This window comes from Escherichia sp. WS1368, from assembly GCF_046487485.1.
Lineage (GTDB): Bacteria > Pseudomonadota > Gammaproteobacteria > Enterobacterales > Enterobacteriaceae > Escherichia > Escherichia coli.
Genome location: NZ_JBJQJI010000014.1, coordinates 65171 through 79457 on the forward strand (window position 1 = coordinate 65171; position 14287 = coordinate 79457).

The window sequence follows — 14287 nt, forward strand, 5'->3', positions numbered from 1 at the left end:
TTTATGGCAATGGGTTATTGGCCCGACGCGCCAGCCACTCTTTAATTTGCTGGCGATGCAGGCTAACGGAACGACCTACGACAACGACGATAAGTAGCGCACCGGAAAGGGCGCTGGACACCTGATTTGGCACTCCTGCCATTTGCAAACCTTGTTGCAAATATCCCACTAGTAAAACCGCAATGGCGGTGCCGATAATGGAACCGGAACCACCATAAATATTGGCACCGCCAAGCACCACGGCGGTGATGGCGGGCATCAGAAACGACGCACCGAGATCGGAACGTGCTGAACCAAAATACGACACCAGCAGCACAGCGGCGACCGCAGACGCCAGCCCCGTCATGGCATAGAGCGCACATAAGGTACGGTTAACTGGAATCGCGCTATAAAGCGCCACGCGCGGGCTTTGCCCAATCAAAAACACGTTACGTCCGGCATGGGTTTTATGCAGCCAGAGCCAGAAAACGAGGAGACATATCAGGAAGATAATCAGCGGAACAGGGAGTCCCAGCACATCCAGGTTAGCGAAATCTGTAAACGCCATCGGGAATCCACCAATACCTTCGTACCCCGTCGCTCCGGCCATCCCGGAAAGCAGCAGGGCGCTTCCGGCAAACAGATACAGCGTGCCAAGCGTAATCACCAGCGGGTTAACTTTGGTATAGATAATTAATCCGGCGTTGATCAACCCGCACAATGCGCCGAGCAGTAAGGTCAGAAGAATCGCCAGCGGCATCGGCACACCACTTTGAAACAGTACGCCCAATGCAATGGCGCAGAGGCCGATAGTCGAACCAAACGAAATATCGATCCCGCCACTGACAATCACCATCGTCAGCGGTAGGGCGACAATGCCAATGCAAATAAAGTCACTGGTGCTGAACAGCAACATATTGAGATCTAACATCCGCGGGTTAATTGCACCAAATGCAACAATCTCCATAACGAGCAGTGCGGCAAGAGCCAGTTCCCAACCGTAGCGAATACGCATTACGCGGCCTCCCGTTTTTTACCTGACGAAGCGGGTTTAACGGATGGCGGTGGCATCATAAAGCGGGCATATTTTTGCCGCCGCAGATTACGTTCCAGCGCACAACGCAGGCGTCCATCAAACACCAGCACCGCCAGCAGAACCATGCCCGCGATAAAATCATTCCACCATGCCGGAATGCGCAACAGCACCAGTACACTATCGATCTGCGTCAGGAACCATGCGCCGAGTACCGCACCGATGATCGCGCCGGAACCGCCGAGCAAACTAATGCCGCCCAGCACGCAGGCTGCAATTGCTTTCATCTCCAGCCCGGTACCGGTCTGGTTGGGGATAAAACCAATCTGCGAAGCAAACACAATTCCCGCCAGTGCCGCCATGCAGCCGTTCAACGAAAATGCCACAATGCGAATGGCTTCCGTACGAACGCCCAGTTGACGAGCGCCCTGTAAATTATCGCCCGTGGCATAAAAACTGCGTCCAAACGCCGTCTTCGCCAGCAGCCAGGCCATAAATGCCATCAGAATTATCGTCAACCAACCAATCGCGGAAACGCCAAACAGCAGCGGGGCGGAGAGTTGTTTCAGTTCGGCGGGTAATCCCTCAATCCATTTACCGCCAGTCCACAGCAACATGATGCCTCTGTACAACCCTAACGTGCCAAGGGTGGCGACAATGGCAGGGATCTTTAGCCACGCGACCAGGACACCGTTGAAAAATCCCGCGAGCAAACCAAGCAGTAAAGTCGCGACACAAGCAACAGGTAGTGAATACCCCGCGTTCAGTAACATCCCCAACAGCACCGCGCACATTCCGGTAATCGAACCCACTGAAACATCAATATTGCGCGTAAGCATTACCAGCGTGGCGCCCATTGCCAGCAGGATCAGGATTTGCGCGCTGCTATAAACCATGGTCAGCGTTTGCACACTTAAATACTGGCGGTCGAGAAAACCGGGTAATACAAACAGCAGCACCACCGCCAGCAATGCCGTGATTTCACGGTTGTTCTGAATAAACTTCAGCATGATGCCTCCTGACGCTGACTATCGCCGAAGGCAACGCGCATAATAGTCTCGACATTAATATCGCGCCCGGTCAGTGCAGAGTGGGTAATTTCGCCCTGATGCATCACATACACACGATCTGCCATCAGTTCGATCTCTTCCAGGTCTGAGGAGATAAGCAGCACAGCCACATTTTGTGCGGCGATGCTGCGCAACAGCTGGTAGATATCATTACGGGCCGAGACATCCACGCCGCGCGTCGGCTCATCGACAATCAATGCTTGCGGCGAAGCTTCCAGGCATTTGGCAATGAGGATTTTTTGCTGGTTGCCACCGGATAATGTGCGTGCAGCTTGTTCCGGTTGGTTAAATTTAATATTCAGCGCCCGACGATAACGTTCCAGGGTGGCATTATCTTTCGCGGTTTTCGCCCAGAATCCACGAAGGTTATGAGTAAGGGCGCAGACGTTCCAGGCCAGCGAAGCATCGAGATTCAGTCCGGATGACTGGCGATCTTCCGGCAGATAAACCAGACCGCGCAGTAAACGTTCTCCAGTGGATAATTTATTGATCTCTTTACCATTCAGCATAATGCGTCCGCCACGCAAAGTACGCAGACCATAGAGCGTCTCGGCCAGTTCTGTGCGTCCGGCCCCCACCAGCCCAGCCAGCCCCAGAATTTCTCCGGCATTGAGCGTCAGGCTGACATTCCTGAAACCTTCGCCGGTCAGATTTTCTAGTGTCAGCATCGACGTTCCGGCGGCATGTTGTGCGAGGTTGCCAGGTAACTCCAGCCATAATTTTTGGCTGGCAGAGAGCGATTTTTCCCGTAGCGCTGGCGTGATGGCCTGAATAATGTCGTCGGTAGACAGTTCGATGGTTTTGCCGCTTAAGGCGATAGTTCCGTCGCGCATCACGCTAATCCGATCGGCAATCTGGCGAATTTCCGGCAGCTTATGCGAGATAAAAACAATACCCACGCCAGTAGCAAGCAGCTCTTGCAAGCGAGTAAACAAGCGTTCGGTTTCCGCAGGGGTAAGCGAGGCGGTAGGTTCATCGAGGATCAGAATCCGCGAGTCGCGCATCAGCCCGCGGAGGATTTCCACCATTTGGCGATCGGCGACATCCAGCGATCCTGCCAGACTATGCAGATCAAACTGGCAGCCCAGCGCCGCCAGCAAGTTCTTCATTTTCTGCATGGAGAGCTGTTTTTTTGCCAGCCCAAACAGGATGTTTTCTTTTATCGACAGGCTTGGGAAAAGCAGCGGTTCCTGGGGAACGAGATAAATACCCAACTGATGAGCATGAACTGGCGTTAATCTGGTGTAGTTGTTGCCCCCAATCTCAAGCGTACCGCTATCAGCAGGGGTAATACCGGCAATAATCTTCATTAACGTCGATTTACCGGCACCATTGCCGCCGAGCAGGGCGTGGACCTCCCCCTGATGCAACGTAAAATCGATGCCTTTCAGGACATTAACCCCTGAATACTGTTTATAAACCGAGCGGGCGCAAAGTAGCGGTAACGCGCGGGTATCACTCGTTTGCATATTTCCCCCGTTCAGTTTTGCAGGTGAGTTTTGAACAAATGTATTTCTGCTTTTAATTTGTTCATAACCTTAGGTGGACATTGCACATATTTCCGACGAATAGATCACAATTTATGCTATTTTGATTTTCACGGTTGCGTTTGTTCATGCTCGTAGAGTCAAACTGCGGTTGCCATCACAGATATAAATGCGCAATAACTGAACAATTGCATTAAAGATTTAAGTATGTTCAAAGTGAAGAATGAATTATGACAATCAACGATTCGGTAATTTCAGAACAGGGAATGTGTGAAGAAGAACAGGTCGCGCGGATTGCGTGGTTTTACTACCACGACGGGCTGACCCAGAGTGAGATCAGCGATCGTCTCGGCCTGACCCGTTTGAAAGTGTCGCGATTACTGGAGAAAGGGCATCAATCCGGCATTATTCGCGTACAGATTAATTCTCGCTTTGAAGGCTGTCTGGAATATGAAACACAATTACGTCGTCAGTTTTCGCTGCAACATGTCCGGGTGATCCCAGGGCTTGCGGATGCTGATGTCGGCGGGCGACTAGGGATAGGCGCGGCGCATATGTTGATGAGTTTACTTCAACCACAACAGATGCTGGCGATTGGTTTTGGCGAGGCAACCATGAATACGCTGCAACGCTTAAGTGGTTTTATTTCGTCGCAGCAAATTCGCCTGGTCACGCTCTCCGGTGGCGTCGGTTCTTATATGACGGGTATCGGACAGCTTAACGCGGCGTGCAGTGTGAATATTATTCCGGCTCCGCTGCGGGCATCCTCCGCTGACATTGCCCGTACGCTAAAAAATGAAAATTGCGTCAAAGATGTTCTGTTAGCCGCGCAAGCAGCGGATGTGGCGATTGTCGGCATTGGGGCCGTGAGTCAACAAGACGACGCGACGATCATTCGCTCCGGTTATATCAGCCAGGGCGAACAGTTAATGATTGGCCGAAAAGGGGCGGTTGGCGACATCTTAGGCTACTTTTTTGATGCAAAAGGTGACGTTGTCACGGATATCAAAATACATAACGAACTGATTGGCTTACCTTTAAGCGCGCTGAAGACCATTCCCGTCCGGGTTGGCGTAGCAGGGGGAGAAAATAAAGCCGAAGCCATTGCCTCTGCAATGAAAGGCGGTTATATCAACGCACTGGTTACCGATCAGGACACAGCAGCGGCGATTTTACGTAGTTAAATTTGCATGACCTTATTACCGGGAATGATGGAGAACGTACAGAGGAACAGACAGAACGCATAAGCCGAGGATAATCTAATGGCTCGACTCTTTACCCCTTCAGAATCAAAGTATTACCTGATGGCGCTGGATGCAGGTACCGGAAGTATTCGGGCTGTGATATTCGACCTGGAAGGCAATCAAATAGCCGTGGGACAGGCGGAGTGGCGGCACCTGGCAGTACCGGACGTTCCTGGTTCTATGGAATTTGATCTCAACAAAAACTGGCAACTGGCGTGTGAGTGTATGCGCCAGGCGCTGCACAACGCCGGCATAGCCCCGGAGTATATCGCTGCCGTTTCGGCATGTTCGATGCGTGAAGGCATTGTTTTATATAACAATGATGGAACACCGATCTGGGCCTGCGCCAATGTGGATGCCAGAGCGGCGCGCGAAGTTAGCGAACTTAAAGAACTGCACAACAATACCTTTGAAAACGAAGTTTATCGCGCCACCGGACAAACGCTGGCTTTAAGCGCTATTCCCAGATTACTTTGGCTGGCGCACCATCGTTCTGATATCTACCGACAGGCGTCGACCATCACCATGATCAGCGACTGGCTGGCCTATATGCTCAGCGGCGAACTGGCGGTGGATCCCTCTAACGCTGGCACCACGGGACTTCTTGATCTAACCACCCGTGACTGGAAACCTGCATTGCTGGATATGGCCGGACTGCGGGCCGATATTCTTTCTCCTGTCAAAGAAACCGGCACATTGCTGGGCGTGGTAAGTTCACAAGCGGCGGAACTCTGCGGTCTGAAGGCGGGCACTCCGGTGGTCGTTGGAGGAGGCGACGTGCAACTTGGTTGCCTTGGGTTAGGCGTTGTCCGTCCGGCACAAACCGCTGTTCTTGGCGGCACATTCTGGCAGCAAGTTGTAAACTTAGCCGCGCCGGTGACAGACCCAGAAATGAACGTGCGCGTTAATCCTCATGTTATTCCTGGCATGGTACAAGCTGAATCTATAAGCTTTTTTACCGGACTCACCATGCGCTGGTTCCGCGATGCTTTCTGTGCCGAAGAAAAACTGATTGCCGAACGTTTAGGCATCGACACCTATACGCTGCTTGAAGAGATGGCAAGTCGGGTGCCGCCTGGGTCGTGGGGCGTAATGCCGATATTCTCCGACAGAATGCGCTTTAAAACCTGGTATCACGCTGCGCCTTCCTTTATTAATTTGTCTATTGATCCGGATAAATGTAACAAAGCGACATTGTTCCGTGCGCTGGAAGAAAATGCGGCGATAGTATCAGCGTGTAACTTGCAGCAAATCGCTGATTTCTCGAATATTCATCCTTCATCGTTAGTCTTTGCAGGCGGAGGTTCAAAAGGGAAATTATGGAGTCAAATTCTCGCTGATGTCTCGGGATTACCCGTCAATATTCCGGTGGTCAAAGAAGCCACTGCATTAGGATGTGCCATTGCAGCTGGCGTCGGTGCCGGAATTTTTTCATCAATGGCAGAAACCGGAGAACGCCTGGTTCGCTGGGAACGGACGCACACACCAGACCCGGAAAAGCATGAACTTTATCAGGATTCACGCGATAAGTGGCAGGCAGTTTATCAGGATCAGCTGGGGCTGGTTGATCACGGGCTGACGACGTCGTTATGGAAAGCGCCTGGGTTATAGTTTCATTGACAGCCACATCATGATGACCGTGGCTGTTAGTTTTTGAGTATTGGTATTCTCATTTCCCTTCTTTTAGAGCTGGTTTGTTAAATGCCAGCTTGCAGATTCATCGTTCCATCGCCAGTAATATATTCAAGGGGAAATTGCTATTTTTCTTAAAATATTAAGCATAACCCTTATTTTATAGCGAATATTCCTAAAGGCACAAATGAATGAAAAAGAGTTTTAATAGAGTTCTTTTTTAGCAATTAATGCTATTCTTTGTTAAATATGATGATGGTAATTTTCTTATTAAAAGAAACATTTTTCTTATTAAGCAACAATAACTCATGGTTCATTTTTAAATAAAATAAGAACTATGCAATTTTTAATTTATCAATTCGAAAGTATTAGCAAATTAGCCAAATTGACACCTTCCCACCTCCAACCAACACTCAATACAGACCTCTGACAATTTAATAAGTTTCATTTTTAATGTCTGACGACTCATCTCTTTCGTGGCTGTATTGTTTGTATATGGAGCGTTTATATGAATAGAATCTATCGCGTGATATGGAATTGCACCCTACAGGTATTTCAGGCCTGCTCGGAATTGACTCGCAGGGTAGGTAAAACATCAACGGTTAATTTGCGTAAATCCTCTGGACTGACAACGAAATTCAGTAGATTGACGCTGGGTGTTTTGCTGGCACTAAGCGGTTCAGCGTCTGGTGCGAGTCTGGAAGTTGATAATGATCAGATTACCAATATTGATACTGATGTTGCTTATGATGCCTACCTGGTTGGCTGGTATGGCACTGGAGTGCTTAATATTTGGGCTGGCGGTAATGCCTCCTTAACCACTATTACTACCAGCGTCATTGGTGGTAATGAGAACTCGAAGGGCACCGTTAATGTTTTGGGTGGCACCTGGCGATTGTATGATAGCGGAAATAATGCAAGGCCTTTAAATGTGGGCCAATCCGGAACGGGGATGCTGAATATTAAACAGAAGGGGCACGTTGACGGAGGATATTTAAGGATAGGTTCTTCGACAGGAGGCGTCGGGACGGTCAATGTTGAGGGAGAGGACTCGATTCTGACGACCGAATTATTCGAAATAGGGAGTTACGGTACAGGCTCATTAAATATTACGGATAAGGGTTACGTCACGAGTTCAATCGTCGCCATTGTAGGATATCAGGCGAACAGCAATGGTAAGGTTGTCGTTGAAAAGGGTGGCGAGTGGCTAATAAAAAATAATGATTCCTCAATTGAATTTCAAATTGGCAATCAAGGGACGGGGGAAGCGATTATTCGCGAGGGGGGGCTGATTACGGCTGAAAATACGATTATCGGTGGCAATGCCACCGGTATCGGAACCCTGAATGTGCAGGATCAAGACTCTGTCATCACGGTACGCAGACTCTATAATGGATATTTCGGTAATGGCAAAGTCAATATTTCCAATAATGGACTGATTAATAACAAAGAATATTCATTGGTGGGCGTTCAGGACGGTTCCCACGGTGTCGTCAACGTGACTGATAAAGGGCATTGGAATTTCCTCGGAACGGGCGAAGCTTTCCGCTATATCTATATCGGTGATGCTGGCGATGGTGAACTTAATGTCTCGAGTGAAGGCAAAGTAGATTCGGGAATTATCACTGCGGGGATGAAAGAAACAGGCACAGGCAACATTACTGTTAAGGATAAGAACTCCGTTATCACTAATCTCGGAACTAATCTTGGTTATGACGGCCACGGCGAAATGAATATCAGTAATGAGGGGCTTGTTGTCAGCAACGGAGGAAGCTCACTCGGTTATGGAGAAACCGGCGTCGGGAAGGTTAGCATCACCACGGGGGGGATGTGGGAGGTCAATAAGAATGTCTATACCACTATTGGTGTTGCGGGCGTCGGAAACCTCAATATCAGCGATGGCGGTAAGTTCGTATCGCAAAATATTACTTTTTTGGGCGATAAAGCAAGCGGTATCGGCACACTGAACCTGATGGATGCGACATCATTGTTCGATACTGTAGGTATCAATGTCGGTAATTTTGGTAGCGGCATCGTAAATGTCAGTAATGGTGCCACTCTTAATTCAACGGGCTATGGATTTATCGGAGGAAATGCCTCCGGTAAGGGGATAGTTAATATTTCAACGGATAGTCTCTGGAATTTAAAAACGTCATCTACTAACGCCCAATTGCTACAGGTCGGTGTATTAGGCGCGGGTGAACTGAATATTACCACCGGAGGTATAGTTAAAGCGCGTGATACACAAATAGCTCTCAATGACAAAAGTAAGGGCGACGTGCGGGTGGATGGGCAGAACTCTCTTCTTGAAACATTCAATATGAACGTAGGGACGACTGGCACAGGTACGTTAACCCTGACGAATAACGGTACGCTGAATGTCGAAGGTGGAGAAGTTTACTTAGGTGTTTTTGCGCCTGCTGTAGGAACGCTAAACATTGGTACTGCTCACGGTGAGGCGGCGGCAGATGCCGGATTTATCACCAATGCGACGAAAGTGGAGTTTGGTCTTGGCGAAGGCGTTTTTGTCTTTAATCATACCAATAACAGTGATGCCGGCTACCAGGTCGATATGCTGATTACGGGTGACGATAAAGACGGAAAAGTGATGCATGATGCAGGCCATACGGTGTTCAATGCAGGGAATACTTATAGCGGTAAAACGTTGGTCAATGGCGGCCTCCTGACCATTGCGTCACATACGGCAGATGGGGTAACTGGCATGGGTTCGAGTGAAGTAACCATTGCAAGCCCCGGTACGCTCGACATTCTCGCATCAACGAACAGTGCGGGAGATTACACGCTGACCAATGCGCTCAAAGGCGATGGCTTGATGCGAGTGCAGCTGTCATCCTCCGACAAAATGTTTGGCTTTACCCATGCAGCAGGGACTGAATTCGCCGGTGTTGCCCAACTGAAAGACAGTACCTTCGCACTGGAACGCGACAACACCGCTGCGCTTACTCACGCGATGCTGCAGTCTGACAGTGAAAATACCACATCGGTAAAAGTGGGAGAGCAATCCATTGGTGGACTAGCCATGAATGGCGGTACGCTCACTTTCGATACGGATATACCTGCTGCGACGCTTGCGGAGGGATATATCAGCGTCGATACACTGGTTGTCGGCGCGGGTGACTACACCTGGAAAGGCCGTAACTATCAGGTAAACGGGACGGGCGACGTGCTTATCGACGTGCCTAAACCGTGGAATGATCCCATGGCGAATAACCCTCTGACGACGCTCAATTTGCTGGAACACGATGATAGTCATGTCGGCGTTCAACTGGTGAAGGCGCAAACGGTTATTGGGTCGGGTGGCTCATTAACGTTACGTGATTTACAGGGCGACGAGGTGGAAGCGGACAAAACGTTACATATTGCGCAAAACGGAACGGTGGTCGCCGAGGGTGATTATGGATTCCGCCTCACGACCGCACCAGGTGATGGTTTGTACGTTAACTATGGGCTGAAAGCGCTGAACATCCATGGTGGGCAAAAGCTGACGTTAGCCGAACATGGCGGAGCCTATGGCGCAACGGCCGATATGTCGGCAAAAATCGGTGGTGAAGGGGATCTGGCAATCAATACGGTGCGACAGGTTTCGCTTTCCAACGGTCAGAACGACTATCAGGGGGCAACCTACGTTCAGATGGGGACATTACGTACCGATGCGGATGGTGCACTTGGCAACACCCGGGAACTGAACATCAGCAACGCGGCCATCGTCGATCTTAATGGATCGGAGCAGACGGTAGAGGCATTCACCGGACTGATAGGTTCGACTGTTTTGTTCAAAGAGGGTTCGCTGACGGTGAATAAAGGTGGGATCAGTCAGGGCGAACTGACAGGTGGCGGAAACCTGAATGTTACAGGTGGAACACTGGCTATCGAGGGGCTTAATGCACGCTACAATGCGTTAACCAGCGTTAGCCCAAATGCGGAAGTCAGCCTCGATAATACGCAGGGGTTAGGCAGAGGAAATATTGCCAATGACGGTCTGTTAACGCTAAAAAACGTGACTGGCGAACTGCGTAATAGCATAAGCGGGAAGGGTATCGTGAGCGCAACAGCCAGGACAGACGTAGAGCTGGATGGCGATAATAGCCGCTTTGTGGGGCAATTCAACATTGATACAGGCAGCGCGCTCAGCGTCAACGAGCAGAAAAACCTGGGTGATGCTTCCGTTATCAATAATGGCCTGCTCACCATCTCCACTGAGCGTAGCTGGGCGATGACGCACAGTATCAGCGGTAGCGGTGATGTGACAAAACTGGGTACCGGGATCCTGACTCTTAACAAAGATTCCGCGGCGTATCAGGGTACGACGGATATCGTGGGTGGTGAAATTGCTTTCGGTTCCGACTCTGCCATTAATATGGCAAGTCAGCACATTAATATCCATAACAGCGGTGTGATGTCGGGAAATGTCACCACTGCAGGTGATGTGAACGTTATGCCAGGGGGGACACTGCGTGTCGCTAAAACCACTGTCGGCGGTAACCTGGAGAATGGTGGCACGGTTCAAATGAACAGCGAAGGGGGGAAACCGGGGAATGTACTGACCGTTAACGGTAACTATACCGGAAACAATGGCCTGATGACGTTCAACGCGACGCTGGGCGGCGATAATTCGCCCACCGATAAGATGAACGTGAAAGGCGATACCCAAGGGAATACTCGCGTTCGGGTTGATAACATTGGCGGCGTCGGTGCACAAACGGTCAACGGTATTGAACTCATTGAGGTCGGCGGTAATTCTGCAGGTAACTTCGCGCTGACCACCGGAACTGTCGAAGCTGGGGCTTACGTCTACACGCTGGCTAAAGGGAAGGGGAATGACGAGAAAAACTGGTATCTGACCAGTAAATGGGATGGCGTAACGCCAGCGGATACACCCGATCCCATCAATAATCCCCCTGTTGTGGATCCGGAAGGCCCATCAGTTTATCGCCCGGAGGCCGGAAGCTATATCAGCAACATTGCCGCAGCCAACTCGCTGTTTAGCCATCGCTTACACGACCGTCTGGGTGAGCCGCAGTATACAGATTCACTGCATTCTCAGGGTTCGGCAAGCAGTATGTGGATGCGTCATGTCGGGGGGCACGAACGTTTCAGGACCGGTGACGGCCAGCTAAATACTCAGGCTAACCGCTATGTATTGCAGCTAGGCGGCGATTTGGCGCAGTGGAGTAGCAACGCGCAGGATCGCTGGCATCTTGGCGTGATGGCAGGCTACGCCAATCAGCACAGTAATACTCAGAGTAATCGTGTGGGTTATAAATCGGATGGGCGCATCAGCGGTTACAGCGCAGGACTGTACGCGACCTGGTATCAGAACGATGCGAATAAGACCGGCGCTTATGTTGACAGCTGGGCGCTGTATAACTGGTTTGATAACAGCGTCAGTTCCGATAACCGTTCTGCTGACGACTATGATTCTCGCGGTGTGACGGCCTCTGTTGAGGGTGGGTATACCTTTGAAGCGGGAACTTTTAGCGGCAGCGAAGGGACGCTGAATACCTGGTACGTCCAGCCACAGGTACAAATCACCTGGATGGGTGTGAAAGATTCTGACCATACCCGGAAAGACGGAACACGCATTGAAACGGAAGGCGACGGAAACGTGCAAACGCGACTTGGGGTGAAAACCTACCTGAACAGCCATCACCAGCGTGACGATGGTAAACAGCGTGAGTTCCAGCCTTACATTGAAGCGAACTGGATCAACAACAGCAAAGTCTACGCAGTGAAGATGAATGGTCAAACCGTAAGCCGTGATGGTGCGCGTAATCTCGGTGAAGTACGTACCGGGGTTGAGGCGAAAGTAAATAACAACCTTAGCCTGTGGGGGAATGTCGGTGTGCAACTAGGTGATAAAGGCTATAGCGATACTCAGGGCATGCTGGGAGTGAAATATAGCTGGTAAACCGTATAAGCCGCATGTCGAGATGGCATGCGGCTTAAGCCTTCCTTTTATCCGCGATCGCGGATATCGCAGCGTTTATCCCGTACAGCGGATAAGATGTGTTTCCTGATTGACTTTATCCCCACTAAAGGATAAAACTGATAATATCCCCTTGAGCGGATAAATATGCTGTGGACGTATGACATGATGAGCTTTCAGAAGATCTATAGCCCAACGCAATTAGCGAATGCAATGAAACTGGTTCGTCAGCAAAATGGCTGGACGCAGAGCGAGCTGGCGAAAAAAATCGGCATTAAGCAGGCGACAATTTCCAATTTCGAAAACAACCCTGACAATACCACGCTGACGACATTTTTTAAGATTTTACAGTCGCTTGAACTCTCAATGACGCTATGCGACACGAAAAATGCCTCGCCAGAATCAACAGAACAGCAAGATCTGGAGTGGTAATGCCTAAACTTGTCACTTGGATGAACAACCAGCGGGTAGGCGAGTTAACGAAGTTAGCCAATGGCGCGCACACCTTTAAGTATGCACCGGAGTGGTTAGCCAACCGTTATGCCAGACCGTTATCACTTTCGCTGCCATTGCAGAGGGGGAATATCACCTCTGATGCCGTATTTAACTTCTTCGATAACCTGTTACCCGATAGCCCGATTGTACGTGACCGGATCGTTAAACGTTATCATGCCAAATCCAGACAACCGTTTGATTTATTGTCAGAAATAGGGCGAGACAGCGTTGGTGCCGTGACGTTAATACCCGAAGATGAAACCGTAACGCATCCGATAATGGCATGGGAAAAGCTTACTGAAGCCAGACTTGAAGAAGTATTAACGGCTTATAAAGCAGATATCCCTCTGGGCATGATTAGAGAAGAAAATGACTTTCGCATCTCGGTTGCTGGCGCGCAGGAGAAGACAGCGCTGCTCAGAATAGGCAATGACTGGTGCATTCCGAAAGGAATAACGCCGACGACGCACATCATTAAATTACCGATTGGCGAAATCAGGCAGCCCAATGCGACGCTCGATCTCAGCCAAAGCGTTGATAATGAGTATTACTGTCTGCTGCTGGCGAAAGAACTTGGGTTGAATGTGCCGGACGCAGAAATCATTAAAGCGGGGAATGTGCGCGCGTTAGCGGTCGAACGTTTTGACAGGCGTTGGAATGCTGAGCGAACGGTTTTACTTCGCTTGCCACAGGAGGATATGTGTCAGACATTCGGTTTACCTTCATCGGTGAAATATGAATCAGATGGAGGCCCAGGCATCGCGCGGATCATGGCTTTTTTGATGGGGTCCAGCGAGGCGCTGAAAGATCGCTATGATTTTATGAAGTTTCAGGTGTTCCAGTGGTTGATTGGCGCAACGGATGGCCATGCAAAAAACTTCTCCGTATTTATTCAGGCTGGCGGCAGTTATCGACTCACGCCATTTTACGACATCATTTCAGCATTTCCGGTATTGGGTGGCGCAGGAATACACATCAGCGATCTCAAACTGGCAATGGGGGTTAACGCATCCAAAGGCAAAAAAACGGCAATCGATAAAATTTATCCGCGACATTTTCTGGCGACAGCAAAGGTGCTGAAATTTCCGGAAGTGCAGATGCATGAAATCCTGAGTGACTTTGCCAGAATGATTCCGGCAGCACTGGATAACGTGAAGACTTCATTACCGACAGATTTTCCGGAGAACGTGGTGACGGCAGTTGAAACCAATGTGTTGAGGTTGCACGGCCGGTTAAGCCGAGAATACGGTATTAAGTAAGATATGGGGTTTTGGTCGTTGTTAATGAGCAGGACAATCATGACCGCCAACGACTGGATTCTCCCTTGGTTTATGTTTGTCAAAGCTCAGTGAAAATGTCTAATCACTGGCTCATTAGAAATGTCCATATGTTGAAAAGGC

The 14287-nt window shown here is 49.9% G+C and carries 8 protein-coding genes; 5 read left to right on the plus strand and 3 right to left on the minus strand.

Annotated features, from left to right (window positions below; all coding sequences use genetic code 11):
- Window position 1: 1 nt before the first annotated feature.
- Genes lsrD through lsrA form a run of 3 tightly spaced genes read right to left on the minus strand, consistent with a single transcriptional unit; the run spans window position 2 to window position 3551 of the window.
- Complete coding sequence (gene lsrD, locus ACJHYD_RS19625; RefSeq protein WP_001551133.1) at window positions 2–994, minus strand: autoinducer 2 ABC transporter permease LsrD; 993 nt, start codon at window positions 992–994, stop codon at window positions 2–4.
- Window positions 994–2022 (minus strand): autoinducer 2 ABC transporter permease LsrC, encoded by a 1029-nt coding sequence (gene lsrC, locus ACJHYD_RS19630; RefSeq protein WP_001551132.1) that lies wholly within the window; start codon window positions 2020–2022, stop codon window positions 994–996. Before lsrC ends, lsrD begins: the two co-directional genes overlap by 1 nt.
- The gene (gene lsrA, locus ACJHYD_RS19635) at window positions 2016–3551 is read right to left on the minus strand and encodes an autoinducer 2 ABC transporter ATP-binding protein LsrA (RefSeq protein ID WP_001551131.1); all 1536 of its coding nucleotides are present in this window, start codon (window positions 3549–3551) and stop codon (window positions 2016–2018) included. Before lsrA ends, lsrC begins: the two co-directional genes overlap by 7 nt.
- 248 nt (window positions 3552–3799) lie before the next feature.
- Between lsrA and lsrR the strand changes: the two genes are divergently transcribed.
- The 5 genes from lsrR (at window position 3800) to hipA (ending at window position 14146) form a co-directional block, all read left to right on the plus strand.
- Window positions 3800–4753 carry a transcriptional regulator LsrR gene (lsrR, locus tag ACJHYD_RS19640; protein WP_001551130.1) on the plus strand — a complete coding sequence of 318 codons (954 nt, stop codon included), beginning with the start codon at window positions 3800–3802 and terminating at the stop codon, window positions 4751–4753.
- 78 nt (window positions 4754–4831) lie between these two features.
- Window positions 4832–6424, plus strand: coding sequence for an autoinducer-2 kinase (gene lsrK / locus ACJHYD_RS19645; protein WP_000113120.1), 1593 nt, complete (start codon window positions 4832–4834; stop codon window positions 6422–6424).
- A 529-nt stretch (window positions 6425–6953) separates the two neighbouring features.
- Window positions 6954–12374: an ECSE_1600 family autotransporter gene (locus ACJHYD_RS19650; protein WP_001551129.1), complete on the plus strand. Its 5421-nt coding sequence runs from the start codon at window positions 6954–6956 to the stop codon at window positions 12372–12374.
- Window positions 12375–12557: 183 nt separating this feature from the next.
- The gene (hipB, locus tag ACJHYD_RS19655; RefSeq protein WP_001296726.1) at window positions 12558–12824 is read left to right on the plus strand and encodes a type II toxin-antitoxin system antitoxin HipB; all 267 of its coding nucleotides are present in this window, start codon (window positions 12558–12560) and stop codon (window positions 12822–12824) included.
- Window positions 12824–14146, plus strand: coding sequence for a type II toxin-antitoxin system serine/threonine protein kinase toxin HipA (hipA, locus tag ACJHYD_RS19660; protein ID WP_001551128.1), 1323 nt, complete (start codon window positions 12824–12826; stop codon window positions 14144–14146). Before hipB ends, hipA begins: the two co-directional genes overlap by 1 nt.
- Window positions 14147–14287: the final 141 nt, after the last annotated feature.

Excerpts from the sequence above, each read along its gene's own strand:
- lsrD (WP_001551133.1), bottom strand. The coding sequence starts at position 994 with ATGCGTATTCGCTACGGTTGGGAACTGGCTCTTGCCGCACTGCTCGTT.
- lsrC (WP_001551132.1), bottom strand. The coding sequence starts at position 2,022 with ATGCTGAAGTTTATTCAGAACAACCGTGAAATCACGGCATTGCTGGCG.
- lsrA (WP_001551131.1), bottom strand. The coding sequence starts at position 3,551 with ATGCAAACGAGTGATACCCGCGCGTTACCGCTACTTTGCGCCCGCTCG.
- lsrR (WP_001551130.1), top strand. The coding sequence starts at position 3,800 with ATGACAATCAACGATTCGGTAATTTCAGAACAGGGAATGTGTGAAGAA.
- lsrK (WP_000113120.1), top strand. The coding sequence starts at position 4,832 with ATGGCTCGACTCTTTACCCCTTCAGAATCAAAGTATTACCTGATGGCG.
- ACJHYD_RS19650 (WP_001551129.1), top strand. The coding sequence starts at position 6,954 with ATGAATAGAATCTATCGCGTGATATGGAATTGCACCCTACAGGTATTT.
- hipB (WP_001296726.1), top strand. The coding sequence starts at position 12,558 with ATGATGAGCTTTCAGAAGATCTATAGCCCAACGCAATTAGCGAATGCA.
- hipA (WP_001551128.1), top strand. The coding sequence starts at position 12,824 with ATGCCTAAACTTGTCACTTGGATGAACAACCAGCGGGTAGGCGAGTTA.